Consider the following 26,644-nt stretch of genomic DNA (forward strand, 5'->3'; position numbering starts at 1 on the left):
ATTTACTAAATATTGAAAGAGGTGAGCGATATGGAACTATTTTCAAATACTTTTCAATCACTAGAAAATGCTCTTAATTATTCTAATACAAAACAAAAAGTCATTTCACAGAACATAGCCAATTCGGATACGCCTAACTATAAAGCTAAAGAGGTCGACAAAACACAATCATTTAAAGCAGAGCTGGGATCTTCCCTAAAGTCATATCGGACGGATGAAAGACATTATACCTTCAAATCAGAAAGGGGTCATGCTTCTCCCATCGTATTTCAGAAAAATGTCCAATATAACAATAACGGAAATAGTGTGGACGTTGATAAGGAAATGACGGATCTTGCTGCAAATCAGATTTATTATAATGCAGTCTCTGATAGGCTTTCAGGAAAGTTTCAATCATTGGAGAATGTAATTAGAGGAGGTAAGTGATGGGAATCTTCCAAAGTATGAACATGACTGGATCTAGCTTGACCAGTCAAAGGTTAAGGATGGATGTAATCTCTGCGAATATGGCAAATGCCGATACGACCAGGGCGGAATATGACGCGGAGTTGAAAACATGGAAGCCATACACAAGAAAAGCGGTAGTGCTGCAAAGTAAGGAAGAAGGTTTTTCAAGCTTCTTAAACGCAGCATCCGGAAAAACTAGCGGGATAGGGAATGGAGTAAAGGTGACTGGAATAGTAAAGGACAGAACACCCTTTGAACTGGATTACAATCCGGAACACCCTGATTCCAATGAAGATGGTTATGTTGAAATGCCGAATGTCGACCCACTTAGGGAAATGGTCGATTTAATGAGTGTAACACGTTCATATGAAGCAAATGTAACAGTTTTAAATGCATCAAAGGGAATGATGATGAAAGCGTTGGAAATCGGAAAATAACAGTTTGAAAGGAGAGTGTTGATATGGAGGGGATTTCTCTTTCGGCAGTGAATAATGCAGGTAATGTGCTGAAAAAAGATCAGAACAAGACTAATACACCATACGAATCACAGCGAAATTTTGCGTCCGTATTAAAAGAATCAATAAATAAAGTTAACGAAACACAAATGGCATCTGATGACCTTACGACCAAACTGGTTAATGGAGATGATGTTGAGCTACATTCGGTGATGATAGCTTCACAAAAAGCCAGCATTACCATGCAGGCTACATTAGAGGTTCGGAATAAGGTTGTAGAAGCCTACCAGGAAATGATGAGAATGAGCATATAGCATTCATTTTTAAACCTCATTAATATAGAGAAAAAATGATCAGGGGGAAAACGAATCCCCCACTCATAAATTCATAGACTGACCGGGGGATTTAAATGAATGAAGTAATAGAGTTTAAAAATAAAGTGGCTGCTTACTGGATGAGCCGCAGTAAAAAACAAAAAATCATGATGATTGGATCAGCAGCATTGATTATCATCATCATTACGGCTGTTTCACTTTTAACCACGCGTACGACGCTGGTGCCCTTATATTCAAATTTAACTCCATCGGAGACAGGGGGCATCAAAGAAAATTTGGACAGTAAAGGGATTAAAAACGAAGTTTCTGAAAATGGTACGACCATAAAGGTTCCTGAAGAAAGCCTGGATTCACTTAAAGTGGAACTGGCAGCTGAAGGAGTTCCGGACTCGGGGAGTATCGACTATTCTTTTTTTAGTCAAAGTGCTGGTATCGGAATGACTGAAAATGAATTCAACGTCATAAAACTGGACTCGATGCAAACGGAATTGGCCAGTTTAATAAAAAAGATTGATGGAGTAGAAGATGCCAGCGTAATGATCACTCTTCCTGATAAAGGAGTTTTTGTCAGTGATACGACTGGGGAAGCGTCCGCATCCATTGTATTGAAAACGAAATCCGGTTATAAATTTGAAGAAAGTCAAATCAACTCCCTTTATCATCTGGTCTCAAAAAGTGTACCGAATCTTCCTACAGATAATATCGTCATTATGAATCAAGACTTTGAGTACTTTGACCTTGAAAATGAAAATTCATCTTTCGCGTCCGCATTTGCTACTCAAAATCAAATAAAAAAAGAAATAGAACGCGATATTCAAAGACAGGTACAGAATATGCTTGGAACGATAATGGGTAGAGACAAAGTTGTTGTTTCTGTCACGACAGACATTGATTTCACTCAAGAAAACCGAGAAGAGAATTTAGTCGAACCGGTCGATGAAGAAAATATGGCTGGAATCGAGATTTCTGCGCAAAGGATCAATGAATCGTATAGTGGGGACGCTGCAGGTGCAGGAGGCGTTCCGCAAAGTGAGGATTCCTCTGATTCATTAGGATCAAGTTATATTGAAGGCACAACCGGATCCGGTGATTATGAAAAAGTGGATGAAACGATAAATAGTGAAGTGAACCGAATCAAGAAGGAAATAGTCGAAAGCCCGTATAAAGTTAAGGATTTAGGTATTCAGGTAATGGTCGAACCGCCCACCGCTGACGATCCGAATTCTTTAACTCAACAGAGTGTGGATGATATCACACAAATCCTTGGTACGATAATACGAACGACAATCGAGAAAAAAGCTGAAGGGGAAGAACTTACGGACGAGGAGCTTAATAATAAAATTGCAATTTCCGTTCAACCGTTTAACGGAAAAATGACGTTGCCAATAGAGGAAACGAGGCCATTGTTACCAATATGGGCATACATCGTCGGTGGAGTGCTAATACTTGCCATTATCATTCTCTTAATCTTATTCCTCCGTTCCCGAAAGCAAGTTGAATTGGAAGAGGAATACGTGGTCGAAGAAGAGGAAGTCGCATTCGATCTTCCTGATTTAAACAAAGAGAAGGAAACGGAAGCATCTTTAAAAAGAAAACAACTTGAGAAACTTGCAAAAGAAAAGCCAGATGAATTTGCAAAATTATTAAGAAGCTGGATAGCAGAAGACTAGGAGGCTTTAGAAAGTGACCGATAGAAAAAAAAAGGCCAGATTGACTGGTAAACAAAAAGCTGCCATCCTCCTTATTTCCTTAGGGCCGGATGTTTCTGCATCCGTTTATAAGCATCTTTCCGAAGAGGAAATTGAGAGATTGACCCTTGAAATTTCTGGGGTGAGAAAAGTGGACTCCCATGATAAAGAAGAAATTCTGGAAGAATTCCATAATATTGCTTTAGCACAGGATTACATCTCTCAGGGCGGGATAGGATACGCAAAGCAGGTACTTGAAAAGGCACTAGGCTCTGATCAGGCAACTGCGATCATTAACCGGTTAACATCTTCCTTACAGGTTCGTCCATTCGATTTTGCACGAAAAGCGGATCCTGGACAAATCTTGAATTTCATCCAGAACGAGCATCCGCAAACTATTGCATTAATCTTATCCTATCTTGATCCTGCACAGGCTGGACAAATATTGTCTGAACTTCCGCAAGAGGTGCAGGCCGATATTGCAAGAAGGATTGCTTTGATGGATAGCACGTCGCCAGAAATCATCAATGAAGTGGAGCAAATACTCGAAAGGAAACTTTCTGCGACCGTGACCCAAGATTATACACAGACTGGTGGAGTAGAAGCGGTTGTAGATGTGTTGAATGGTGTTGATCGCTCGACGGAACGAACGATTTTGGAAGAACTCGAAATTCAAGATCCAGAGCTTGCCGAGGAAATCAAGAAACGCATGTTTGTTTTTGAGGATATCGTGACACTTGATGGCAGAGCGATTCAGCGCGTAGTCAGGGAATCTGATAACGAAGACCTTAAACTTTCTCTTAAGGTGGCAAGTGATGAAGTGAAGGAAATCGTTTTCCGAAACATGTCAAAACGTATGGTCGAAACGTTCCAGGAAGAAATGGAATATATGGGGCCTGTACGTTTGCGTGATGTAGAAGAAGCACAATCGAGAATCGTTGCTGTTATTCGTCGTTTGGAAGAAACTGGGGACATTGTGATTGCCCGCGGCGGAGGGGATGATATCATTGTCTAGGATTATAAAATCCCAGCAAGCTCATCAGGAGAAAAGCAAAAAGATAGCGATAAAAGTTCGCACGTTTGACTTTCTTCAAAATGAAAATGCAGATGAGGGGATAAACCTTCAACATTTTCAATCTGATCAATTTCAGAGGGATGCTAAACAGGAAGCCGAAAGGTTATTACTGGATGCTAAACAAAAAGCCCAAGCGATAGCTGCTGAAATCCAGCAAGACCGAGAACATTGGGAGAATCAAGAAAAAGTGATGTTTATTGAACAAGCTCAAAAGGAAGGGTATCAGCAAGGAGTCGAAGATGGCTTCCAAAAGGGTTATAACGAGATTGCAGGGGATATAGCTTTTGCAAAAGAAGTGGTGGAGTCCTCTAAAAAAGATTATCGTCAACATATCGAATCATCTGAAACCGTTATTTTGAATCTTGCCGTGAAGGTCGCGGAGAAAATTATCGGGCACCAGCTTGAAAAAGATGAAGAGTCTTTTTTATCCATTGTCAAGAGAGCCATCAAAGAGGCGAGGGATTACCGTGAAGTGCAATTGCATATCCATCCGGTCCAATATCAATCGATTCTATCTCATAAGGAAGAGTTGATTGCAATCTTTCCAAAAGATACTGAGTTGTATATCTTTCCGGATGATGAAATTGAAGAAAACAGCTGTATTATCGAATCAGAAAATGGAAGGATAGATGCCAGTGTCAACAGTCAGCTGCAGGAAATAAAAGTGAAACTAACTGAGCTGCTGTGGGAGGGGAGTAACGATGAAAACTAGAGACCTATTGCCCTTAGTTGATGAGGTTGATTCATTCAAACATTATGGACGGGTCAAACGTGTCGTAGGGTTAATGATAGAATCTCAAGGCCCTGAAAGCTCTGTTGGCGACGTTTGTTATATCTATACAGGTATACAAAAAAAGAAAAACCGAATATTAGCCGAAGTTGTCGGTTTCCGTGATGAAATGGTTATTTTAATGCCATTTACAGCTGTTAGTGATATAGCACCGGGATGTATCGTGGAAGGAAGCGGACGGAGCCTTGAGATAAAGGTGGGAGGAGGGCTCATTGGCAAGGTAGTCGATCCATTGGGACATCCCATTGATGATTCATTGCTCCCAAAGGGTCTAGCTACCGTTCCTGTGGATCAAGATCCGCCAAATCCGATGAAACGCCCTCCCATTAATGAGCCGATAGATGTAGGAGTGCGTGCGATTGATAGTTTATTAACAGTTGGAAAAGGTCAACGTGTTGGTATCTTTGCTGGGAGCGGTGTTGGGAAAAGTACGTTGCTTGGCATGGTAGCAAGGAATACGACGGCTGACTTGAACGTAATCGGTCTTGTTGGAGAACGTGGACGTGAAGTTCGTGAATTCATTGAGAAAGATCTTGGACCAGAAGGGCTGGCACGATCAATCGTTGTTGTGGCGACATCTGATCAGCCAGCGTTGATGAGGATAAAAGGTGCTTTAACGGCAACTGCCATCGCTGAATATTTTCGTGATAAGGGATTGAACGTGATGCTGATGATGGATTCGGTCACGAGGGTCGCAATGGCCCAGAGGGAAATTGGGCTTGCTATCGGGGAACCGCCGACGACCAAAGGTTATACGCCCTCCGTTTTTGCCATCCTTCCAAGATTACTCGAAAGAACGGGAACAAATCAGCTGGGTACCATTACAGCGTTTTATACGGTTCTAGTCGACGGTGATGATATGAATGAGCCGATTGCTGATGCTGTCAGGGGAATATTGGATGGTCACTTCATACTAGATCGTAACTTAGCCAATAAAGGACAGTTTCCAGCGCTCAATGTCTTGAAGAGTATAAGCCGTGTCATGAACAATATTGTTGGGGACATACATAAAAGTTCCGCAGAAAAATTACGGGCAAGTTTATCAACCTATATGGAGTCAGAAGATTTGATTAATATAGGAGCGTATAAGAAGGGCTCTTCCAAACCAATTGATAACTCTATTACACGCTATCCTGAGATCATTTCATTTTTAAAGCAAGGCACCCATGAAAAAGCTCCAAAAGATAATAGTATTAACGCCCTTGTCGATTTGATGGGGAAAGGTGATTAGTTATGATTTATCAATATAAATTCGAGAAGATCCTGAACATCAAGGAAAAAGAAAAAAAAGATGCACTAGCTAAATATAATACTGCGTTAAAAAAATTTGAAGAAGTGGCAGAAAAGTTATATAAGCTTTTAAAGAAAAAAGAAGAGTTGCTTGAGTTTCAACAGGAAAAGCTGCGAAATGGATTATCCGTTCAGGAAATTCGCCATCATCAGTTATTTATGGACAACTTGGAAAAACTCTTAAGCCATTGTCAACAGGAAGTCATTGAAGCTCGATACAAGATGAATGTTCAACGGGATTTATTAATGGATAGAAATATTGAGGTTAAAAAGTACGAGAAAATGAAAGAAAATGATTTTCTTAAATTCCTTGATGTCTTAAAGGAAGTCGAGAATAAACAAATGGATGAAATTTCTATCCGGCAATTCTTAAGCAAAGGCGTTAGGTGATAGAATGCGTAGAAAAAGTGAATCTAATGGATTGGAAGAATTGGAAAAAAGCAAGATAAGTAAGTTCCAATGGTTCCTTGTCATCTTCATTTCTTTAATCTTTGCGGTAACTGTAGCGTTGATCGTTTTTACAGTTGCAGGTGTCAATGTTGTGGAAAAGGCCAAAGGAATGTCTGAGAAAATACCCTTCATTGAATCGGATCATAAGAATGAAGAGAAAGGTAATCCAGCCAAGGAAAATGAGAAAGTTTCGATGAAGCTCGAAAAATTAGAAACTGAGATTGAAAACAAGAAAAAAGAGATAGACAAGCTTGAGGGCATCATTGATAAACGTGACAAGGCCATTTTAAAGGCAGGAGCGGAAAAACAGCAGCTTCAAACTGAAATGAATCAACTTAAGGATAGTCAGAATGGTAGTAAACAGGCGTTCAAAAATATAATCCGCACTTATGAAACCATGGCTCCTAAGAAGTCTGCACCTATCATTACTGAAATGAATGATGATGACGCAGTGGAGATTCTCTCAAGTATGAAAGCAGCCACTTTAGCTAAGGTATTGGAACAAATGACAACGTCTGATGCTGCAAGGTTAACGAAGAAACTAACGGAACAAAGTCCTTAAGAGAAGAGATTAAGGAGGTGAATAATATATGAATTCAGCCATTAATTCTTTACTCCCCTTGGCATCATTAAGTCAAAAGGCACCAATTAAACAAAATCAGCAAACCAATTCCGGGTTTGGTTCAGTCCTTCAATCCTCCTTAGTGGCAGAACCTCCCGCTCCAGCGGATATAGGCGACATCACTGAAGGACGATTGTCTGTTATAAAGGATTTGCTTGGTTTTCTGAAACTTGAAAGGTTAAGTGATAAAGGGAAAGAGAGTATTGTTGAAGATATTTCTGTAAACAACCATGAAGAATTCAGCACCCTTCTATTACAGGTACTAAAAAATGTAGCCGGCAATGATGAGGGTGCCCTTAAGGATTTCTTTGCGAGCATAGAGGAAATGGATGTAGAACAAGAATTGGATGACTTCAGCCTGAATCCACAAAGTTTGTTATCTGCCAATGTCATGGAACTGTATACAATTCTAAAAAAGGTTACTGTATTGAATGAAGAAGAATGGCATGAGCTCCCACTATCTGGTGTGGTGAATCTTTTGAAACTGGCTAAGATTCAAGATCTTCTTTCAGAGAGTAAGGATATGACACAAGATGAAGCGGCCATCCAGAAACAAATGAAAAACCTGCTTGAAGGGATAACGGGGAAACTGGATAAAATGCTGTCCAATCAGTCAGAACCAAAATCAGAATATGGTCAATCCAACATTTCGGAAAAAGGGCAAAATAAAACAATAGAAACATTGAAAAACCCACCCTTGCAATTATCTGGGAGTGACAAGGTAAGTAAAGGCAGGACAATAACCAGCAGTGTGACTTTGCAAAATGCGGATAGCGGTGACCATCAAGGTTCAGGTATGCCTTTTTTTCTCATGACTAAGTTGGAGCAATTCGTCTTGACTGCTTCCATAGGTAAGAAAATTGTCAGTCATGAAGAGTTTGTTAAACAATTTGAAAATATTTTGAGTAAGGCGAATTTTAGCGGAAAAAACGGTGTAAATAAACTGTTGATCAGATTGAATCCCGAACATCTAGGGGCACTTAGAATCGAGTTGATTCAAAAGGATGGTATGCTGTCAGCCAAGATTATGGCTACTACTTCTCAGGCCAAAGATATGCTGGAGAAACAGATTCATGGCTTAAAACAAGCCTTTAGCGGTCAAAATATTCAAATTGAAAAAATTGAAATATCACAGGCCTTCAATGCTTTTAACCCCGAGAAATTCAGCCAGAAAGATGCGGATGAACAAAATAAACAACAAGAGAGTAAGGAAGAAAGCAATGACGAGACGGATAGTGAGTTTATGGGATCCCTTGCCGAAGCGCTGTTAAATCTGGAAGTGTAGGTGTTAAAATGACGACCATTGATACGTCACTATTATTATCAAAATTTCAAACTGAAAACAGAAAAAACGGTGATGCATTAGGAAAGGATGATTTCTTGAAATTGTTGCTTACACAGCTTCAAAACCAAGATCCGTCAAATCCGATGGACAACACGGAATTCATCGCCCAAATGGCCACTTTTTCATCTCTAGAACAGATGATGAATATGGGAGCCCAAATGGAAGAAATAATCGGGATCAGTCAACAAAATAGTATCATGAACTTTAACTCCTTTGTCGGTAAGGAAGTCACTTGGCATAAATTGGATGATGGCGATGGTGATCTTGCGGTAGAAGAAGGAACAGGCATCGTGAAGTCGATTCAATATAAAGGTGATGGTGTTTATTTCATTTTAGAAGATGGCACAAAGCTTGTACCCGCCAATATTTCACAAATGAAACAAACAAGTTCCACGGCAAATAGCTTAACGACGGCAAGTGAATTAATAGGCAAACGTGTTTCCTGGATGGATGAAAAAAATGGAGAGTCATCGGCTGTCGTTATCGCTGTATCCATGAATAATGGCAGGCTGCAAATTGAAGTGGATGATGAAAGCAACACCAAGCTATCATCAGAGCAATTGATCAAAATCGCTGAAGCTTAATGGGCGGGAATATGAGTAAACTTGATTTTCAGGCAAATTCCGCTCAGATGATGGCTCAAACAAAATTACCGTTAAGGCAAGGGCAGTTGATCCAACAAGGTTTTCAATAGCATTTTCAATCAGCTGTTTCCACTAATGAAAAATTGACCATTAGTTAACATGCTCAAATGCGGATAAATGAAAGAAATATAGAAATACCACGACAAACCTGGAAACAAATAACCGATAAAGCTAATGAGGCTAAAAAGATGGGCGTGACCGAATCTCTTATCATTACAAATAATGCGGCACTCATAGTAGGCACGAAAAAAATAAAGTCATCACAGTCATGGACAGGGATGAAGCATCAGCTCAAGTTTTTACGAACATCAATGGAACGATAATTTTGGATTAATAGGCTGGACCTAGAATAGGAAGTCTAGACTGTGGAATGACTGAAGCAGTCGCTATATGAAAGGGGAGCTTTTACATGCTTCGTTCAATGTATTCGGGAATAAGCGGGTTAAAAAACTTACAAACAAAATTGGATGTTATCGGTAATAACGTAGCCAATGTCAATACTTATGGTTTCAAAAAAAGCCGTGTAACATTCAGCGATGCCATGAATCAAACGGTATCTGGGGCAAGTGCAGCAACAGCCAATAGAGGTGGAACTAATTCTAAACAAATTGGGTTGGGTTCCACGATTGCTACAATCGATACCATCCATACACAGTCAAGCTTGCAAACGACCGGCCGTGATCTTGACTTGGGAATTTCTGGTGATGGCTATTTCATCGTCAAGCAAGGCGATGCATTATCATACACTCGTGCTGGAAACTTTTATCTTGATAATAACGGTACACTTGTCAACTCGAATGGTTTGAAAGTGCAGGCTTACAAGATTGATGAAAACGGAAAACAATCAAAAACAATCGGTGATGTGGCTGTTAACGTCAATGCAATTTTACCTGCTGTAACAACAACTAAAATAACAGTAGGTGAAAATTTAGCTGCTGATGCAATTGACGGTACTGTATTTAGTCAGCAAATAAAAGTCGTGGATGCAAAGGGTAAAGAACAAACGGCAACTATCTTTTTCCAAAAAACAGCTGATAACAAATGGGAGATTTTTGATGAGGAACCTGCTGCTTTGGGGGATACTTCGGCTACTAAACCAAAACCGTTCACTTCTCTGAATTTCGATGCTAATGGTCAGATAGTGGAAGCTGATAAAACTCAGGAAGGCCTAAACATTAACATTTCAAGTGGCAAAGAGAATGACCCGGATACGGAAGCTGATGAAAGCGTTCAAAAAATCAAATTGGATTTTGATTTCTCGAAACTTACTCAATCTAAAGGTGCTACGACTGCTCTTGTCAATCCAAATGGTAATAAAGAAGGGAAACTGGAAAGCTTTAATATTGGTGCATCAGGGGAAATAAATGGCGTTTATTCCAACGGTATGATCACAACATTAGGCCAACTGGCCGTTGCCAAGTTTTCCAATCCATCAGGCTTGACGAAAACAGGTGGTAATACTTTTCAGGAATCAATCAACTCAGGTACTGCAAACATCAATATCGCAGGTGAGGGCCGGGGGTTGATTGCATCAGGTTCCTTGGAAATGTCCAATGTGGATTTATCGGAAGAGTTTACTGAAATGATCGTTGCGCAACGTGGTTTCCAGTCGAATTCCCGGATTATAACGACATCGGATGAAATTTTACAAGAATTAGTTAACTTAAAACGATAGGTTAAGGGGGGAGGAGCCAGGTGCTTATTGCTCTGGCTCCTAAATATCATTATCAAAGTCACAAGGCTCAATGGAAAATGCTTTCATATCAATGCATTGTACATAGATACAGTCGAGTCATTGCCAGATACGACCATTACTTTTACAAATGGTAAGAAAATCGTTGTGCTTGAGAAAGAAGAGGAAATGGTTGAAGCTATTATACAATTTTATCGTACCGTGAATATTCTCGGTTTTCGTAATGATGTGGAGGGAAAATCATGAAAAAAAGTCTATTATCAATTATGTTGATTATATTCGTGGCCATAACGCTTGTTGGTGTCATAGCATTCGTGGTTGTGACAAAGTTATCTGACCCCACATCTGCAGAAGAAAAACCTAGCATTGACGAAATTGTCAAATCATCAGTTGAAATTCCCGAAATTACAACGAATCTTGCTGGCAATGATTATATCAAAATCTCATTTATGGTCCAAACAGAAAATAAAAAAGCAAAAGAAGAATTGGAAAAAAGAAGTTTTCAAGTGAAAAATATCATTATTACCGAACTATCCGAAATGAAAGCGGAAGTGTTAACCGGTAAAAAAGGCAAGGAAAAGCTTCAAGAAGAGCTAAAGACTAGAATGAATGAATTAATGGAAGAAGGAAAAGTTGAAAAGGTTTATATAACCTCCTCGATTCTTCAATAAGAACTTCCTTGCTTCATTAAATACGAAGGGGAAGCTTTGGAGGTGAGTGTTAATGTCCGGGGAAATATTATCGCAAAATGAAATCGATGCTTTATTATCGGCCATTTCCACAGGTGAAATGGATGCAGATGATTTAAAGAAAGAAGAAATAGAAAAAAGAGTGAAAGTGTACGACTTTAAAAGGGCACTTCGGTTTTCAAAGGATCAAATCCGAAGTTTGACCAGGATACATGAGAACTTTGCAAGGTTGCTGACCACATACTTTTCGGCTCAGCTTAGGACATATGTTCAAATATCCGTTGCTTCGGCAGATCAAATACCATACGAAGAGTTTATTAGATCGATCCCGAAAATTACCATCCTGAATGTGTTTGAGGTGCCGCCGTTGGATGGCCGTATCATTCTTGAGGTCAACCCGAATATAGCTTATTCCATGATGGATCGAGTTTTGGGCGGGCGGGGCAAAAGCGTGAATAAGGTAGATACTTTAACGGAAATAGAAACGAAAATCATGTCGAATTTATTCGAGAAGGCTTTTGAAAATTTACAGGAGGCCTGGGGAACGATTGTTGAAATCGAACCGGTGATGACAGAGTTTGAGGTGAATCCACAATTTCTTCAATTGGTTTCGCCCAACGATACGGTTGTTGTCATTTCCTTGAATACACAAATCGGCGAAACGAGTGGAATGATTAATATTTGTATTCCTCACGTCGTATTAGAACCAATCATACCAAAGTTATCTGCTCATTATTGGTTGGAAAATTCCCAAAAGGAAAAAATTCCAGAGGAAATCATGATTTTGGAAAAGCGTATTCGAAATGCAGACCTTCCCATTATTTCCGAACTTGGTTCTACGGATATCACCATCCAGGATTTTTTACTGTTAGATGTTGGTGATGTCATCGATTTAAATAAGGCAATCGATGAACCTTTGACAATTAAAATTGGAGGGGTCCCAAAATTCAATGGGCAGCCAGGAAAAGTAGGAAAAAAACACGCCATCCAGATTCTTGATATTTTGAAAGGGGGAGACGAAGATGGTAAGTGATCAAATGCTTTCACAGGACGAAATAGATGCCCTTTTAAAAGGTACAAGTGATATAGAAGATGAGATGAAGTCTCATATGATTGACGATTATTTATCAATTATGGAACTCGACGCGCTCGGGGAAATTGGTAATATCTCTTTCGGAAGTTCGGCCACTGCCTTATCCACTTTGTTGAATCAGAAAGTGGAGATCACCACCCCGACGGTTACCTTAATTGAAAGGGGACAGATTGCGGAAGAGTTTCCGCATCCGTATGTAGCGATTCAAGTGCAATATACCGAGGGTTTCTCAGGTGTTAATATGCTGGTCATCAAGCAGAGCGATGCTGCAATCATTGCAGATTTGATGCTTGGCGGTGATGGGGAGAATCCTTCTGACATGCTGGGAGAAATTCAATTGAGTGCAGTCCAGGAAGCCATGAACCAAATGATGGGTTCTGCTGCTACATCGATGTCGACCATTTTCAGTAAAAAAGTGGATATTTCCCCTCCTAGCATAGATTTACTTAACTTTTTAAATGGTGAAGGGGAAAATGCGATACCGGACGAAGATTTATTTGCAAAAATCTCGTTCCGTCTCCGTGTCGGTAATTTAATTGATTCCAGTATTATGCAATTGTTGCCTTTAGAGTTTGCTAAAGGGTTAGTCTCTGAATTATTGAATGGAACGGGCGATAGTGAACCGACCGATATGAAAATGGAAAAAGTACTAAGTGATCCAGTAACGAACATTCCACCTCGGGAGCCGGTCCCATTCCAAGACGCCGGGTCTAATCAATCGGCAAATGAATCTTTTGGGCAAGGCGGTTACCAAACCCACCCTACGAACCAAATACCGAATATGCCGCAACATTTTGGAGTTTCATCCGTTCCAACAGGGCAGCCGGTAAATGTTCAGCCTGCTAGTTTCACTAGTTTTCAGCCCTTTCAGCTTCAAGAGGCTGAAACGAAAAATCTCAGCATGCTGATGGATATCCCTCTACAGGTAACTGTGGAGCTTGGGAGAACGAAGCGCTCTGTCAAGGATATTCTGGAGCTGTCCTCCGGATCTATCATCGAATTGGATAAATTAGCCGGCGAGCCAGTGGATATCCTGGTAAACAGTCGCTTGATAGCAAAAGGTGAGGTTGTGGTGATTGATGAAAACTTTGGCGTACGTGTTACGGATATCATGAGTCAAAGTGACCGATTAAATAAAATCAGATAATTTGGGGGACGAAAATAATGGCTAATAGAATTTTAATTGTGGACGATGCAGCATTTATGAGAATGATGATAAAGGATATCCTTTCTAAAAATGGGTTTGAAATTGTAGGGGAAGCAGCAGATGGAGCCCAAGCAGTGGACAAATATAAAGAAACGCTTCCTGATCTTGTAACGATGGATATTACCATGCCTGAAATGGATGGAATTACTGCATTAAAGGAAATTAAAAAGGTAAATCCTCAAGCTAAGGTCATTATGTGTTCAGCGATGGGGCAACAAGCCATGGTCATTGATGCAATCCAGGCGGGCGCAAAAGACTTTATCGTGAAGCCATTCCAGGCAGACCGGGTATTGGAAGCCATAAATAAAGCATTAAGTTAAGAGGGTGTCTTCATATTGTTTTTTATTAAAAAATGGCTTCAGGTCTCACTGATGATTGCAGTATTCTTCTCTGGGGCCATACAGGCCTATGCGGAAGATCTTGAAAAAACAGTGAAGGATGTTTATAAAAAGCCTGATGATTTAAAAGTGGATAAGGGTGAATCAAAAGACTTGCAATCTACCAAACAGGCTTCGAATCCGGATAAAGTTGGGATAACCGTTTGGGAGTTTCTTAGGATGATATTTGCTACTATTTTTGTAGTGTCTCTTCTATATATCCTATTAAAGTTCATCAATAAAAAAAGTAAATCGTATCAAAAAGCAAATTCAGTTGAGAATTTAGGCGGTACGAGCCTTGGTGCAAACCGTTCTGTCCAGCTTGTTAAAGTCGGCGGGCGAATATTGGTGATTGGGGTTGGCGAAAATATTCAACTCTTGAAAGAAATAGATAATCCTGAGGAATATGAACAGCTTTTGAGAGATCACAACGATAAGATCGATCAAATGATCCAGCCTGGGGAATTTGCAATGAAGTTGAAAAATAAGTGGTTGAATAAAAGAGAATCCGAAACCGCCAGTTTCCCTGCAGAGTTCAAAAATCAACTCGATCAAATGTCTGATAGCAGGAAGAAGCTGTTGAACGAGCTTGATAGGAAAGGAAGAGGCAATGAATGAATGAGTTCATGGAGTTTTTTAATAACAGTGACCCCGCCAATGTCTCTACTTCCGTCAAACTTGTTCTACTAATGACCGTTTTATCACTGGCCCCTAGCATATTGATTTTGATGACCTGTTTTACAAGAATCATCATTGTCCTGAGCTTTGTGAGAACATCGCTAGCTACACAGCAGATGCCGCCGAATCAGGTGCTAGTCGGCCTGGCTCTTTTCATGACATTCTTCATAATGGCACCGACTTTTCAGGAGGTGAATGAAAAGGCATTAACTCCGTTATTTAATGAGGAAATAGATTTAGAAGAGGCATATGTACAGGCCTCGATACCTTTTAAGGAATTCATGAGTGCCCATACAAGGCAAAAGGATCTGGCGTTATTCTTGGAGTATGCCAAGATGGATAAACCGGAAACGATACAGGACATTCCTTTGACTGCCTTTGTACCAGCTTTTGCAATCAGTGAAATCAAAACGGCTTTTCAAATAGGTTTTATGATTTTCATTCCATTTTTGGTTATTGATATGGTCGTTGCAAGTGTCCTGATGTCGATGGGGATGATGATGCTGCCGCCAGTCATGATTTCCCTTCCATTTAAAATCCTCCTTTTCATTCTTGTTGACGGATGGTATTTAGTAGTGAAGTCATTATTACAGAGTTTTTAAGCAGGTGAGAAAAAGTGAGTGCAGAGTTTGTTATTGATGTAGCAGAAAAAGGAATTTATACAGTTTTGATTATCGCTGGTCCATTGATGGTAATTGCTCTTATTGTAGGGCTATTAGTAAGCATCTTTCAGGCGACTACACAGATTCAGGAACAAACCTTGGCATTCGTTCCAAAAATCGTGGCAGTCTTATTGGGACTCATATTATTGGCTCCATGGATGCTGAGCCATCTATTATCATACGCAAATGAAATATTCGGTAATCTGAATCGATTTGTAGGGTAGGGCATGGAGGAAATATTTCCGCACTTTCCCGCCTTTTTATTAATTGTAGTAAGGGTCACTACGTTTTTCGTGGCCATGCCGATTTTTTCTTACCGTTCTATACCGGTACAACATCGAGTGGGGCTAGGAATCTTCCTTGCCTGGATCATGTACTATACCATTGAAGCCCCGGTTCTGGACTTGGATGTCACATTTTATTTATTAATCATAAAGGAAGCGCTTGTTGGGCTTTTCATTGGGTTTGCAGCCTATATGATTTTATCGGCCGTTCAAATCGCTGGTGGATTGATTGATTTTCAAATGGGCTTTTCAATTGCCAATGTCATCGATCCCCAAACTGGGGCTCAAAGCCCGTTGATGGGACAATACCTTTATACAATCGCCTTATTATTCCTATTGAGTACTAACGGCCATCATTTGCTTTTGGATGGAATCTTTTATAGCTATCAGTTCATCCCGATTGACCAATTATTTGTGCCATTCGGAGATCATACACTAATGGAATATTTGGCGAAAGCATTCAGTAAAGCTTTCATGATTGCTTTTCAAATGTCCATACCAGTAGTGGGAAGTATTTTCTTAGTGGATGTCACGCTAGGAATCCTTGCTAGGACAGTCCCTCAATTAAATGTGTTCGTGGTCGGAATTCCAGTGAAAATCATAGCCGGGTTAGCGGTTATAGTACTGGTGATGGGGATGATGATGACGGCTGTCACCCAACTTTTCAATTTTTTGCTTTTGACGATGCGTCATCTAATGCAGTTGATGGGAGGCGTTTGATATGGAGAGGTTTCAGCTGGATTTACAGTTTTTCGCTGGTGAGAAGACCGAAAAGGCGACTCCAAAAAAACGTCAGGATTCGAAGAAAAAGGGTCAGGTGGCAAAGAGTCAGGATGTAAATACCTCTGTGAATTTAATTGCAGTGTTTTCAGTGCTATTGCTGATGGGGCCGTACATGTATAATCATTTGCTGGGTCTAATGAAAGAATATCTGCAACATTTTACATTGACTGGATTCAGCGAGGAGAATGTACAAATTATCATGATTGAGGTTTTAAAGGAGATGGGTCTCGTCCTTGGACCCGTTTTTGCTGCCGCGATAGTGGCTGGGGTATTGGCTAATGTCATGCAAATTGGTTTTTTGTTTTCGACTGAATCCATTCAGTTTAAACTTGAAAAATTGGATCCCATTAAAGGGTTCAAACGTATTTTTTCAATGCGGGCCATTGTTGAATTATTAAAATCCATTCTCAAAATATCTTTTGTTGGTTTTGTTGCCTTTTATGTACTATGGCAGCGCATGGGCGAGATTATGATGTTATCACAGATTTCTGTGGAAGCAGCGATGGCAACATTGGCGGATATTACGATTAAAGCAGGATTTTATGCTGCCGTGGCTTTATTGTTCATTGCTCTATTAGACTATTTGTATCAAAAATATGACTTTGAAAAAAACATCCGTATGTCCAAACAGGATATTAAGGATGAATATAAAAATTCCGAAGGGGACCCGCTTATCAAATCCAAGATTAAGCAAAAGCAAAGGCAGATGGCCGCTCAAAGAATGATGCAGGAAATTCCCAATGCGGATGTCGTCATCACTAACCCGACGCATTTTGCAATTGCTCTAAAATATGATGAAGATAAGGCAGAGGCTCCGTATGTAGTGGCAAAAGGCGTTGATTTTGTCGCTCAGAAAATTAAATTCATTGCTAAAGAAAATGATGTGATCATGGTAGAAAATCGGCCTTTGGCCAGGTCTTTATATGATCAAGCTGAATTAGGTCAAGCGATACCTGAGGAGTTCTTTAAGGCGGTCGCTGAAATATTAGCCTTTGTATATAAAACCAAAGGTAAGCTGTAAAGAAGTAACAGGGTAACCCGCTAGTTAGGAGAGAAAAAACATGCGAGCAAGAGATTTAGTTGTTATTTCGAGCGTCATTATGATCGTTGCCATGTTGGTCATTCCATTGCCAACATGGTTGTTAAGTATTTTACTCCTTTTAAATATCTCTCTTGCGCTGCTGGTTCTATTGACTACGATGAATATGAAAGAACCTCTCGAATTTTCAATCTTTCCTTCCTTGCTCCTTTTATTTACATTGTTCAGGCTGGGGTTGAACGTTTCGACGACTCGTGCCATTTTGACCTATGGTGATGCTGGTGGAGTTGTAGAAACCTTTGGTTCGTTTGTAGTCGGAGGAAACGTGCTTGTTGGATTAGTTGTATTCATCATTTTGGTCATCATCAATTTCATCGTCATCACGAAAGGATCCGAACGGGTCTCGGAGGTTGCTGCAAGATTTACGCTGGATGCGATGCCAGGGAAACAGATGGCCATTGATGCAGATTTAAATGCTGGGATGATCTCCGAAAACGAAGCACGTGCCAGAAGGGAAAAAATAAGTAATGAAGCAGACTTTTATGGATCCATGGATGGAGCGAGTAAGTTTGTTAAAGGTGACGCCATAGCAGGAATCATCATTGTCATCATTAACTTGATTTTTGGTATGATCATTGGCATCATGCAATTGGACATGAGTTTTGGAGAGTCCGCCGTACATTTTTCTATGTTATCGGTTGGTGACGGTATCGTAAGTCAGATACCTGCCTTATTGATTTCCACAGCTACGGGAATCGTCGTAACCCGGGCTGCCTCAAATGGAAACCTCGGAGCGGATATTGTTGAACAGTTATTTCAATTTCCTAAAATGCTTTACCTGACAGCAGCGACCATTTTCCTTTTAGGATTATTCACTCCCATTTCCGACTTATTCACCATGCCGATTGCTGCTTTATTAGTCGTTGGAGGTTATACGATTTCAAGGATACCACAGCAGGACGAAAGTGAAATACAAGAAATGGAAGAAGTGCTGGAAACGGATGAAATGAAAAGTCCAGAAAGCGTCGTTAACCTTTTAAATGTCGACCCGATCGAATTTGAGTTTGGATATGGATTGATTCCACTTGCGGATGCCAACCAAGGCGGGGACCTGCTGGACCGGGTCGTCATGATTCGCAGGCAGCTTGCAATTGAATTGGGGCTCGTGATTCCTGTCGTCAGAATACGTGATAACATTCAGTTGAATCCTAATGAGTATCGGCTGAAAATTAAAGGAAGTGTCATGGCAAAGGGGGAGTTGCTCCTTAATCATTTCTTGGCCATGAGTCCAGGGAACGAGGATGAGTCAATAGAAGGAATCGATACGATAGAACCATCCTTCGGTTTACCAGCCAAATGGATCACGGATGATATGAAAGAACATGCGGAGATGATGGGTTATACGGTAGTAGACCCGCCAAGTGTAGTATCCACACACATGACGGAAGTCATAAAGGCCAATGCACAGGAACTATTGGGCAGGCAGGAAACGAAACAATTAATCGATCATCTCCATGAATCCTCACCTATACTAGTAGAGGAAGTCACTCCGAATCCCTTGTCTATAGGTGATGTTCAAAAGGTATTGGCAAAATTATTGAAGGAAAAAGTTTCTATAAGGAACTTACCGGTCATTTTCGAAACACTTGCTGATTATGGAAAGTTGTCGACTGACACAGATTTGCTGACTGAATATGTAAGGCAGAATTTAGCCAGACAGATAACGAATTCTTTTATTGCGGATGAAAATAGAATTAAAGTCATAACATTATCGGGGAAAGTGGAAAAGACCATTGCCGATGGTGTACAGCAAACCGAGCATGGTAACTTTTTATCATTGGATCCAACTATATCGCAATCCATATTGGAGGCGATTGCAGCCAAATTGGAAGAGCTGACGTTAATGGATCACCAACCGATCTTACTATGCTCTCCTGCGGTAAGGATGTATGCCAGGCAATTAACTGAACGTTATTTTCCAAATGTACCGATTCTTTCATACAATGAACTAGAATCGAATGTAGAAGTACAAAGTGTAGGGGTGGTGAATATCGATTGAATGTAAAAAAATATTTGGCACCATCAATGAACGAGGCGATGAAGCGAATAAGGGGGGAACTAGGCAGTGATGCGGTCATCTTAAGTTCAAAGGCTGTGTATAATGGCGGTTTCCTAGGATTATTCAAAAAGAGGAGTATTGAAGTCATTGCAGCCATAGATCCGGTTTCCCAGCCTATCGAAACGATAGTGAAACAGAAATCGAAGAAGTTGCCATCGAAGCCGAAAATGGCAAGTCATATTAATGAGGGCAATAAGGAAAGTGCCGATTTATTAAAAGAAATAGAAGGTTTGAAAGATATGATCAAGAGTATACAAATCTATTCACCTGGTAGAGAATATCCGGGGAAATTGCAGAAAATCCACGATTACTTAATGGAGCAAGAAGTAGATATATCACTTCGGTCCCAAATCATGGATGTACTACTTGAGAAATGGTTCGTTTACAAACAACAATCAACGGATGAAGAGATTCAAGTTTGGTTGGAGGAAGCCATGTTCGGTATTTTGGAAAAGGTTGAAAACGGAAAACCCGGGCTCCAAAAAAAATATATTAATATTGTTGGTCCAACAGGTGTGGGAAAGACAACGACCTTAGCAAAAGTAGCTGCGGAAACCATGTTGAATCATGATAAGAAGGTGGCATTCATTACGACGGATACTTACAGGATTGCTGCAATAGATCAGCTTAAGACATATGCGAAGATTTTGAACGTTCCGATCGAAGTCGCTTATAATTTGGAGGATTTCAAAAGGGCGACTGAACGTTTCTCCCATTATGATTATGTTTTTATAGATACGGCCGGGAGGAATTTCCGTAACCCTCAATACGTCAAGGATCTTAATGAAATTATTCATTTTACAGATGAGATGGAAACCTATTTAGTGTTGTCATTAACCTCAAAACAAAAGGATATGGAAGATATTTATCGACAGTTTGCTACCATACCGATTAAACAGGTCATTTTTACAAAAGCGGACGAAACCTCCACTTTCGGGGCGATATTCAATTTTATACACTCTCATAAAGTAGGAGCCGCTTATATAACAGATGGACAGAATGTGCCAGACGATATGGAAATAGCTACATCATCACAGCTATTGAAAATGGCTTTTGGGGCTAAAAAATATGAAAGATCAAGCTGAGAACTTACGGAGAAGATTGGAAGCCCGCCATAATCAATCAATGGCCAGGACGATTGCCGTTTTAAGCGGTAAAGGAGGAGTGGGAAAATCAAACTTTTCCTTGAATTTTTCCATTGCCTTATCCCAGAGGGGGAAAAAGATCCTGTTGTTCGACATGGATATTGGTATGGGGAATATAGATATTTTGATTGGGGAACACTCCCCCTACAGTATTATTGATTTCTTTGAAAATGATTGTAGTTTAAAAGATATCATCACAGCAGGACCGGGGAATATTTCAATCATTAACGGCGGAACGGGACTGACGAATCTCTTTTCACTTGATGAAGATAAGTATACCCGTTTTAATGAAGAATTCAGTTTATTGTTGGCGAACTACGATTATATTTTATTTGACATGGGAGCAGGTATTACTCAGGATTCTATGAAATTCATGTTATGTGTGGATGAATTAGTCGTTATCACGACGCCTGAACCTACTTCTATCATGGATGCATACTCCGCAATGAAATATATTAATTCAGTAAATAAAGAGGTTCCGTTGTTCCTTGTTTGCAATAGGGTTTTCACGAGTAAGGACGGCAAAGAAGCGATTAAGCGGCTCCAAAATGCACTAGTGAAATTTTTGGGTCTGGAAACAGTTGCTCTAGGGTACTTACCAAACGATGGAATAGTATCAAAATCTGTTACCAAACAAATGCCCTTCATTCTTTTCGATTCTGAAGCAGATGTTTCCAAAGCTATTATGGACATTGCGTCGAGATATGCAAATCATTCATTTGGGGGAGAATTGACTTTGCAAAGAAGCCATTTCCTCCGAAATATGAAGAGATATTTTCTTGGAAAGTAGGTCTCCTTTCATGGATATCGTAAAAGTGCTGATAGTGGATGATTCTGCGTTTATGAGAAAGTTAATTTCAGAGTTTTTAACAGAAGATAGCAGAGTTGAAGTCATCGGGACTGCCAGGAATGGAAGAGATGCTTTAGATAAAATAAAGGCTTTAAAACCCGATGTCGTGACTTTGGATGTAGAAATGCCGGTTATGGACGGATTGGAAGCATTAAACCGGATCATGAATGAATGTCCAACCGCTGTAGTCATGTTATCGAGCACAACGAAAGAAGGAACGGAAAATACATTTGCTGCCATGGACAGTGGAGCTTTTGACTTTGTAGCTAAACCAACAGGTGCCATTTCATTGGATTTACATAAAATTAAGACAGAACTCCTTGAAAAAGTTATGGCTGCCAGCAGGGCAAATGTTCACAAACTACAAAAAAATGCGTTGAATATGGAGATAAGCCCATCATTTTGGGGAAAATATAGTAAAATAGATTCAATAGTATCGACAAAAAAAGAAAAAAATAATAAAACATGGTCCTATAGGAACAGGAAGATAATAGTCATTGGTACATCTACTGGAGGTCCAAAAGCGCTTCAGACCGTCTTGACAGAACTCCCACTAGATATTGATGCGTCCATACTCATTGTCCAGCACATGCCCCCCGGTTTTACAAAGTCTTTGGCAGCACGCCTGAATTCATTATGCAAGATTAAAGTGAAGGAAGCAGAAGAGGGTGAACTGATACAAAAAGGTGTCGCCTACATCGCACCTGGAGGTTTTCACTTAAAAGTGAAAAAAGTCGGAATGAGCTTGGCAGTCCTTTTGGATCAATCCGAATTGCGAAATGGACATCGGCCGTCGGTTGATGTGCTATTTGAATCGGTAAGTGAAATGAAGGATCTTGCGAAAATAGCCGTTATCATGACCGGGATGGGCATGGATGGGGCGGCGGGGCTTATTAAGCTGAAGCAAAGGGGTCCTTTAAAAGCTATAGCCGAATCACAGGAGACATCAATCATTTTTGGTATGCCGAAAGCGGCAATCAAAACCAATTTAATAGATTGCATAGAGGATGTAGAAAAAATAGCTAAAACGATAATAAGCTTTTGTTAACATATGGAGGTGGAGTTTGTATGGATATGAACCAGTATCTAGAGGTATTTATAGAGGAAAGTAAAGAACATCTTCAAACGTGCAGCGAACAGTTGCTGGTACTCGAAAAGAACCCGGAAGACCTCTCGATTGTGAACGAAATCTTTCGTTCAGCCCATACCCTAAAAGGGATGTCGGCAACTATGGGATATGAGGACTTAGCTAATTTAACTCATAAAATGGAGAATGTTTTGGATTCGATCCGAAACAGTCAAATCATCCTTACGCCTGAATTGTTTGATGTGATATTTTTAGCGGTTGATGATTTAGAAGCGATGGTCATGTCCATTGCTGAAGGTGGAGATGGAAAGAGAGATGTGAAGAGGGTTGTTCACCAGCTGGAATTAATTGAAAAAGGAGAGTCGTTGGTTTCTTCATCCAGTGCAGAGATTGCAGCAGCTTCTGTCGTTCTTGAAAAGGAGGAAATGGCTGCGGGACAGTATGATGAATTTGAATGGACAGTGCTTCAGCAGTCCAAAGATCAAGGCTTCAACAGCTTTGAAATTTCGATAGCTTTGCGTGAAGACTGTCTTTTAAAAGCTGCCCGGGTATTTATGGTATTTGAGGTGCTTGAAAAATCAGGTGAAATAATCAAGTCACACCCACCTGTTGAAGTTTTGGAAGAAGAGCAGTTCGATCAGCAATTTATAGTCACGATGATATCAAAAGAATCGATTGAAGAGATAAAGAAAAAAATCATGAAGGTTTCAGAAGTGGGTCACGTTGTTATAAATGACATTGATCTTGAAGGCTTGCGACATACCGCCAATGCTAAAGAGGATAAAGTTGCTGAAGTTCAGGAAAAAGAGACAACCAATGCAAAGCTCCCAACTGTTAATAATGAGAAGAAAAAACAGGCATCCTTTAAGCCGGCATCAAGCAAGACCATTCGGGTGAACATTGAGCGGCTTGATATATTAATGAATTTATTCGAGGAACTTGTAATCGATAGAGGCAGGCTTGATCAAATTTCTAGTGATTTGGATAATCAAGAATTGCATGAAACAGTTGAAAGAATGTCCCGTATAACAAGTGATTTACAAACAATCGTATTGAATATGCGGATGGTTCCCGTGGAAACTGTATTCAATCGTTTTCCTAAAATGGTTCGTCAATTAGCAAGGGATTTAAACAAGAAAGTCGATTTGGAAATCATCGGAGCTGAAACGGAACTTGATCGTACAGTCATTGATGAAATCGGTGATCCTCTCGTCCATTTATTAAGAAACGCCATGGACCATGGAGTTGAAACGCCTGAAGAACGGTTGGCGAAAGGGAAGAATGAAGAAGGTAAAATCCTATTAAAAGCATATCACAGCGGCAATCATGTCTTCATTGAAATCGATGATGATGGTGCAGGCATCAATAAAGAGCGAGTCTTGAACAAGGCGCTTTCCAATGGGATATTAACTAAGGAAACTGCTGCCACTCTAACGGATAAGCAAATCTATGAATTGATATTCGCTTCTGGTTTCTCAACAGCGGAAACCATTTCGGATGTATCGGGGCGCGGTGTGGGTCTGGATGTAGTTAAAAATACTATTGAGTCTCTCGGTGGATCCGTCACGATTGATTCCAGGGAGAACGAAGGGTCCATTTTCCTTATTCAGCTTCCACTTACATTGTCTATTATTTCTGTCATGCTGGTTGCAATCCAAAACGAAAAATATGCCATACCGCTGTCATCCATTATAGAAACAGCGATCATAAAAAAAGAAGATATCATGAATGCCCATGATCAACAAGTTATTGACTTCAGGGGGAAGGTGCTGCCACTTCTGTTCCTGAAAGATATTTTTGAAGTGCCTATCAGTCAGAAAGAAGAAGAGTTTCTCTCTGTGGTCATTGTAAGAAAAGGAGATAAATTAGCTGGGTTAGTCGTTGATTCATTTATCGGGCAGCTGGAAATTGTATTGAAATCACTGGGGAATTATTTAACAAGTGCATTTGCAATATCGGGGGCAACGATTCTTGGAGATGGACAAGTTGCTTTAATCATAGATTGCAACACATTGATTCATTGAATAAATAGATGAAGAGGGCAAGGTAATGGGACGTTTGCTCGCCCGTACCGCATTCAAGTTCTCATTAAGGTTATACCTGTCATCATGAAGTTTTTTAAAGGAGGGGAACGGATGTCGCAGGATATGAAAGTAATCGTTTTTCAAATTAAGGATAAAGAATATGCCATTCCGGTGGAAAAGGTCAGAGGTATCGAAAAGCTTCTGCATATTACCAGAGTTCCAAAGGCTGTTCAGTTTGTTAAGGGAGTCATAAATTTAAGGGGTGTTATCACTCCAATCATTGATTTACGGGTACGTTTTGGTTTCGAAGAGGTGGCTTATGATGAATCAACAAGGATCATCATCGTCATTTTGGATGATATGGAAGTTGGGTTGATAGTGGACTCTGCCAATGATGTTTTGGATATTCCGGTGGATAGTATCGAGCCGCAGCCTGAAGTTGTGGGACATTTAGCATCAGAATACATAAGCGGAGTGGCTAAAATTGAAAAGCGTCTGCTCGTCCTGATTAATTTGGAAAAGGCTTTAAGTCTAGAAGTGACTGAAAATATGTTAAAAGAAGGATAATCACATGTCGTTCATTGAGAAAATCAATCCTCTTCAACTCGATATTTTGAAGGAAATTGGCAATATAGGTGCAGGCAACGCAGCAACAGCTCTTTCTGCCATCCTTAATAGGAAAATTGATATGAATGTTCCAAATGCTCGGGTCGTTTCCTTTGATGAAATGATGGAAATGGCTGGCGGGGCCGATCACGTCGTTGCCAGCGTTTTCCTTAGAATAGAAGGAGATGCTTCCGGGAGTATGTTTTTTATCCTTTCACTTCCTGTAGCCCAATACTTGATTCGTCAAATGACTGGTGATGGAACCTTTTTGATAGATTCCACGCCCTATACCGAATTGGCACTCTCCTGCCTTTTGGAATTAGGGAATATTTTATCTGGATCCTATCTTTCTTCACTTTCCGATTTCACTCGATTGAATATCTATCCATCCGTACCGTCATTGAGCATTGATATGGTAGGGGCCACAATCAGTTATGGTTTATTGGAATTATCTCAAGTAAGTGACGCAGCCATTGTCATTGATACTGTACTTGAAAAAGATCAGCATTTTGCTGAATCCATTGACGGTCATTTCTTTCTTTTACCTGATCCCGGATTTTTTGATACCATTTTTTCCGCTTTAGGAGTGTCACTTAATGACTGAATTGATAAAGGTCAAGGTTGTGAAGGTTGGAATAGCGGATATGAATATTATAAAACCTCCATATTCGATTCGCACTTCAGGGCTGGGGTCATGTGTTGGTGTTGTGGTATATGACCAAAAAAAGGGGATTGCCGGTTTGGCTCACATTATGCTGCCTGACTCTTCACTCGCTAAATCAGGACAGATCAACGCTGCCAAATTTGCTGATACGGCGATAAAGGAATTAGTGCAGCTTTTAGTAAATGAAGGAGCAAGAATTCGATTCCTAAAAGCGAAGTTGGCTGGTGGTGCGCAAATGTTTCAATTTGCTTCTGGAGGAGATTTAATGAGAATAGGACCCCGAAATGTGGATGCTGTCCGGAAAGAGTTATCTGACTTGCGCATTCAAGTCGTTGCAGAAGATATAGGCGGTAATAGCGGTAGAACGATCGAGTTCAATTTGAACGATTGTTTACTGAATATACGGACCGCTAATAAAGGGACAAAAAACATATAGTAACGATTAGGCTTTACTTAAAAAGAACAGCTGAAAATATGACAGGTACACTTGCAATCAAATTATT

The 26,644-nt window shown here is 40.2% G+C and carries 31 protein-coding genes; all 31 read left to right on the forward strand.

Annotation, left to right across the window (positions count from 1 at the left end; genetic code table 11):
* The first annotated feature begins 30 nt into the window (after positions 1–30).
* The 31 genes from flgB (at position 31) to N9I19_RS01500 (ending at position 26,577) form a co-directional block, all read left to right on the forward strand.
* A complete protein-coding gene (flgB, locus tag N9I19_RS01355) occupies positions 31–426 on the forward strand; it encodes a flagellar basal body rod protein FlgB (protein ID WP_317776764.1) in 396 nt (131 codons plus the stop codon).
* Positions 426–884 (forward strand): flagellar basal body rod protein FlgC, encoded by a 459-nt coding sequence (gene flgC, locus N9I19_RS01360; protein ID WP_089362461.1) that lies wholly within the window; start codon positions 426–428, stop codon positions 882–884. The genes flgB and flgC overlap by 1 nt, the downstream gene beginning before the upstream one ends.
* A 23-nt stretch (positions 885–907) precedes the next feature.
* The gene (fliE, locus tag N9I19_RS01365; RefSeq protein WP_061462403.1) at positions 908–1,216 is read left to right on the forward strand and encodes a flagellar hook-basal body complex protein FliE; all 309 of its coding nucleotides are present in this window, start codon (positions 908–910) and stop codon (positions 1,214–1,216) included.
* A gap of 95 nt (positions 1,217–1,311) precedes the next feature.
* Positions 1,312–2,907 carry a flagellar basal-body MS-ring/collar protein FliF gene (gene fliF, locus N9I19_RS01370; RefSeq protein ID WP_317776767.1) on the forward strand — a complete coding sequence of 532 codons (1,596 nt, stop codon included), beginning with the start codon at positions 1,312–1,314 and terminating at the stop codon, positions 2,905–2,907.
* A 13-nt stretch (positions 2,908–2,920) separates the two neighbouring features.
* Entirely contained in the window at positions 2,921–3,940 is a 1,020-nt protein-coding gene (gene fliG, locus N9I19_RS01375) for a flagellar motor switch protein FliG (protein WP_317776769.1), read from the forward strand.
* Positions 3,933–4,712, forward strand: a complete 780-nt coding sequence (gene fliH, locus N9I19_RS01380) for a flagellar assembly protein FliH (RefSeq protein ID WP_176431881.1) — start codon at positions 3,933–3,935, stop codon at positions 4,710–4,712. Before fliG ends, fliH begins: the two co-directional genes overlap by 8 nt.
* Positions 4,702–6,021 (forward strand): flagellar protein export ATPase FliI, encoded by a 1,320-nt coding sequence (gene fliI, locus N9I19_RS01385; RefSeq protein WP_089362466.1) that lies wholly within the window; start codon positions 4,702–4,704, stop codon positions 6,019–6,021. The genes fliH and fliI overlap by 11 nt, the downstream gene beginning before the upstream one ends.
* 2 nt (positions 6,022–6,023) lie before the next feature.
* Positions 6,024–6,470, forward strand: coding sequence for a flagellar export protein FliJ (gene fliJ / locus N9I19_RS01390; protein ID WP_289320713.1), 447 nt, complete (start codon positions 6,024–6,026; stop codon positions 6,468–6,470).
* Positions 6,471–6,474: 4 nt separating this feature from the next.
* Positions 6,475–7,092, forward strand: coding sequence for a MotE family protein (locus tag N9I19_RS01395; RefSeq protein ID WP_317776775.1), 618 nt, complete (start codon positions 6,475–6,477; stop codon positions 7,090–7,092).
* 28 nt (positions 7,093–7,120) lie between these two features.
* Positions 7,121–8,437, forward strand: coding sequence for a flagellar hook-length control protein FliK (locus N9I19_RS01400; RefSeq protein ID WP_317776777.1), 1,317 nt, complete (start codon positions 7,121–7,123; stop codon positions 8,435–8,437).
* An 8-nt stretch (positions 8,438–8,445) separates the two neighbouring features.
* The gene (gene flgD, locus N9I19_RS01405; protein WP_317776779.1) at positions 8,446–9,081 is read left to right on the forward strand and encodes a flagellar hook assembly protein FlgD; all 636 of its coding nucleotides are present in this window, start codon (positions 8,446–8,448) and stop codon (positions 9,079–9,081) included.
* A gap of 328 nt (positions 9,082–9,409) precedes the next feature.
* Positions 9,410–9,475 (forward strand): hypothetical protein, encoded by a 66-nt coding sequence (locus N9I19_RS25115; protein WP_411730392.1) that lies wholly within the window; start codon positions 9,410–9,412, stop codon positions 9,473–9,475.
* A 75-nt stretch (positions 9,476–9,550) separates the two neighbouring features.
* The gene (gene flgF, locus N9I19_RS01410; RefSeq protein WP_317776781.1) at positions 9,551–10,816 is read left to right on the forward strand and encodes a flagellar basal-body rod protein FlgF; all 1,266 of its coding nucleotides are present in this window, start codon (positions 9,551–9,553) and stop codon (positions 10,814–10,816) included.
* A 48-nt stretch (positions 10,817–10,864) separates the two neighbouring features.
* Complete coding sequence (locus N9I19_RS01415; protein WP_061462414.1) at positions 10,865–11,080, forward strand: flagellar FlbD family protein; 216 nt, start codon at positions 10,865–10,867, stop codon at positions 11,078–11,080.
* Complete coding sequence (gene fliL, locus N9I19_RS01420) at positions 11,077–11,505, forward strand: flagellar basal body-associated protein FliL (protein ID WP_284471276.1); 429 nt, start codon at positions 11,077–11,079, stop codon at positions 11,503–11,505. The genes N9I19_RS01415 and fliL overlap by 4 nt, the downstream gene beginning before the upstream one ends.
* 52 nt (positions 11,506–11,557) lie before the next feature.
* A complete protein-coding gene (fliM, locus tag N9I19_RS01425; protein WP_089362473.1) occupies positions 11,558–12,556 on the forward strand; it encodes a flagellar motor switch protein FliM in 999 nt (332 codons plus the stop codon).
* Positions 12,546–13,763, forward strand: a complete 1,218-nt coding sequence (gene fliY, locus N9I19_RS01430) for a flagellar motor switch phosphatase FliY (RefSeq protein WP_317776783.1) — start codon at positions 12,546–12,548, stop codon at positions 13,761–13,763. The genes fliM and fliY overlap by 11 nt, the downstream gene beginning before the upstream one ends.
* Positions 13,764–13,780: 17 nt before the next feature.
* Positions 13,781–14,143 carry a chemotaxis protein CheY gene (gene cheY, locus N9I19_RS01435; RefSeq protein WP_125161940.1) on the forward strand — a complete coding sequence of 121 codons (363 nt, stop codon included), beginning with the start codon at positions 13,781–13,783 and terminating at the stop codon, positions 14,141–14,143.
* Between the two features lie 15 nt (positions 14,144–14,158).
* Positions 14,159–14,818, forward strand: a complete 660-nt coding sequence (locus N9I19_RS01440; RefSeq protein WP_317776786.1) for a flagellar biosynthetic protein FliO — start codon at positions 14,159–14,161, stop codon at positions 14,816–14,818.
* Entirely contained in the window at positions 14,815–15,480 is a 666-nt protein-coding gene (gene fliP / locus N9I19_RS01445) for a flagellar type III secretion system pore protein FliP (protein ID WP_089362477.1), read from the forward strand. Before N9I19_RS01440 ends, fliP begins: the two co-directional genes overlap by 4 nt.
* Before the next feature lie 14 nt (positions 15,481–15,494).
* Positions 15,495–15,764, forward strand: a complete 270-nt coding sequence (fliQ, locus tag N9I19_RS01450; RefSeq protein ID WP_089362478.1) for a flagellar biosynthesis protein FliQ — start codon at positions 15,495–15,497, stop codon at positions 15,762–15,764.
* A 3-nt stretch (positions 15,765–15,767) separates the two neighbouring features.
* Complete coding sequence (gene fliR, locus N9I19_RS01455; protein WP_317776788.1) at positions 15,768–16,544, forward strand: flagellar biosynthetic protein FliR; 777 nt, start codon at positions 15,768–15,770, stop codon at positions 16,542–16,544.
* 1 nt (position 16,545) lies between these two features.
* Positions 16,546–17,628, forward strand: a complete 1,083-nt coding sequence (flhB, locus tag N9I19_RS01460) for a flagellar biosynthesis protein FlhB (RefSeq protein WP_317776789.1) — start codon at positions 16,546–16,548, stop codon at positions 17,626–17,628.
* A 40-nt stretch (positions 17,629–17,668) separates the two neighbouring features.
* Positions 17,669–19,705, forward strand: a complete 2,037-nt coding sequence (gene flhA / locus N9I19_RS01465; protein ID WP_317776790.1) for a flagellar biosynthesis protein FlhA — start codon at positions 17,669–17,671, stop codon at positions 19,703–19,705.
* Complete coding sequence (flhF, locus tag N9I19_RS01470) at positions 19,702–20,850, forward strand: flagellar biosynthesis GTPase FlhF (protein WP_317776791.1); 1,149 nt, start codon at positions 19,702–19,704, stop codon at positions 20,848–20,850. The genes flhA and flhF overlap by 4 nt, the downstream gene beginning before the upstream one ends.
* Positions 20,834–21,700, forward strand: coding sequence for a MinD/ParA family protein (locus N9I19_RS01475; protein ID WP_317776793.1), 867 nt, complete (start codon positions 20,834–20,836; stop codon positions 21,698–21,700). The genes flhF and N9I19_RS01475 overlap by 17 nt, the downstream gene beginning before the upstream one ends.
* Before the next feature lie 10 nt (positions 21,701–21,710).
* Positions 21,711–22,808, forward strand: coding sequence for a protein-glutamate methylesterase/protein-glutamine glutaminase (locus tag N9I19_RS01480; RefSeq protein ID WP_317776795.1), 1,098 nt, complete (start codon positions 21,711–21,713; stop codon positions 22,806–22,808).
* A gap of 20 nt (positions 22,809–22,828) precedes the next feature.
* Positions 22,829–24,871 carry a chemotaxis protein CheW gene (locus N9I19_RS01485; protein WP_317776797.1) on the forward strand — a complete coding sequence of 681 codons (2,043 nt, stop codon included), beginning with the start codon at positions 22,829–22,831 and terminating at the stop codon, positions 24,869–24,871.
* Between the two features lie 111 nt (positions 24,872–24,982).
* On the forward strand, positions 24,983–25,438 hold the full coding sequence (locus N9I19_RS01490; RefSeq protein WP_317776799.1) for a chemotaxis protein CheW: 456 nt from the start codon (positions 24,983–24,985) through the stop codon (positions 25,436–25,438).
* 4 nt (positions 25,439–25,442) lie between these two features.
* Entirely contained in the window at positions 25,443–26,081 is a 639-nt protein-coding gene (locus N9I19_RS01495) for a chemotaxis protein CheC (RefSeq protein ID WP_317776801.1), read from the forward strand.
* Positions 26,074–26,577: a chemotaxis protein CheD gene (locus N9I19_RS01500; RefSeq protein WP_089362487.1), complete on the forward strand. Its 504-nt coding sequence runs from the start codon at positions 26,074–26,076 to the stop codon at positions 26,575–26,577. The genes N9I19_RS01495 and N9I19_RS01500 overlap by 8 nt, the downstream gene beginning before the upstream one ends.
* The last annotated feature ends 67 nt before the right edge of the window (positions 26,578–26,644 follow it).

Origin of the sequence: Peribacillus sp. CSMR9 (genome assembly GCF_033141925.1) — a bacterium.
GTDB classification, from domain to species: domain Bacteria; phylum Bacillota; class Bacilli; order Bacillales; family DSM-1321; genus Peribacillus; species Peribacillus simplex_A.

Excerpts from the sequence above, each read along its gene's own strand:
- flgB (WP_317776764.1), top strand. The coding sequence starts at position 31 with ATGGAACTATTTTCAAATACTTTTCAATCACTAGAAAATGCTCTTAAT.
- N9I19_RS01500 (WP_089362487.1), top strand. The coding sequence starts at position 26,074 with ATGACTGAATTGATAAAGGTCAAGGTTGTGAAGGTTGGAATAGCGGAT.
- fliR (WP_317776788.1), top strand. The coding sequence starts at position 15,768 with ATGGAGGAAATATTTCCGCACTTTCCCGCCTTTTTATTAATTGTAGTA.
- fliP (WP_089362477.1), top strand. The coding sequence starts at position 14,815 with ATGAATGAGTTCATGGAGTTTTTTAATAACAGTGACCCCGCCAATGTC.
- fliF (WP_317776767.1), top strand. The coding sequence starts at position 1,312 with ATGAATGAAGTAATAGAGTTTAAAAATAAAGTGGCTGCTTACTGGATG.
- N9I19_RS01395 (WP_317776775.1), top strand. The coding sequence starts at position 6,475 with ATGCGTAGAAAAAGTGAATCTAATGGATTGGAAGAATTGGAAAAAAGC.
- N9I19_RS01490 (WP_317776799.1), top strand. The coding sequence starts at position 24,983 with ATGTCGCAGGATATGAAAGTAATCGTTTTTCAAATTAAGGATAAAGAA.
- flgD (WP_317776779.1), top strand. The coding sequence starts at position 8,446 with ATGACGACCATTGATACGTCACTATTATTATCAAAATTTCAAACTGAA.
- N9I19_RS01495 (WP_317776801.1), top strand. The coding sequence starts at position 25,443 with ATGTCGTTCATTGAGAAAATCAATCCTCTTCAACTCGATATTTTGAAG.
- fliL (WP_284471276.1), top strand. The coding sequence starts at position 11,077 with ATGAAAAAAAGTCTATTATCAATTATGTTGATTATATTCGTGGCCATA.
- fliI (WP_089362466.1), top strand. The coding sequence starts at position 4,702 with ATGAAAACTAGAGACCTATTGCCCTTAGTTGATGAGGTTGATTCATTC.
- cheY (WP_125161940.1), top strand. The coding sequence starts at position 13,781 with ATGGCTAATAGAATTTTAATTGTGGACGATGCAGCATTTATGAGAATG.
- flhA (WP_317776790.1), top strand. The coding sequence starts at position 17,669 with ATGCGAGCAAGAGATTTAGTTGTTATTTCGAGCGTCATTATGATCGTT.
- flgC (WP_089362461.1), top strand. The coding sequence starts at position 426 with ATGGGAATCTTCCAAAGTATGAACATGACTGGATCTAGCTTGACCAGT.
- flhB (WP_317776789.1), top strand. The coding sequence starts at position 16,546 with ATGGAGAGGTTTCAGCTGGATTTACAGTTTTTCGCTGGTGAGAAGACC.
- N9I19_RS01475 (WP_317776793.1), top strand. The coding sequence starts at position 20,834 with ATGAAAGATCAAGCTGAGAACTTACGGAGAAGATTGGAAGCCCGCCAT.
- fliJ (WP_289320713.1), top strand. The coding sequence starts at position 6,024 with ATGATTTATCAATATAAATTCGAGAAGATCCTGAACATCAAGGAAAAA.
- N9I19_RS01485 (WP_317776797.1), top strand. The coding sequence starts at position 22,829 with ATGGATATGAACCAGTATCTAGAGGTATTTATAGAGGAAAGTAAAGAA.
- fliM (WP_089362473.1), top strand. The coding sequence starts at position 11,558 with ATGTCCGGGGAAATATTATCGCAAAATGAAATCGATGCTTTATTATCG.
- flgF (WP_317776781.1), top strand. The coding sequence starts at position 9,551 with ATGCTTCGTTCAATGTATTCGGGAATAAGCGGGTTAAAAAACTTACAA.
- fliY (WP_317776783.1), top strand. The coding sequence starts at position 12,546 with ATGGTAAGTGATCAAATGCTTTCACAGGACGAAATAGATGCCCTTTTA.
- N9I19_RS01480 (WP_317776795.1), top strand. The coding sequence starts at position 21,711 with ATGGATATCGTAAAAGTGCTGATAGTGGATGATTCTGCGTTTATGAGA.
- N9I19_RS01400 (WP_317776777.1), top strand. The coding sequence starts at position 7,121 with ATGAATTCAGCCATTAATTCTTTACTCCCCTTGGCATCATTAAGTCAA.
- fliE (WP_061462403.1), top strand. The coding sequence starts at position 908 with ATGGAGGGGATTTCTCTTTCGGCAGTGAATAATGCAGGTAATGTGCTG.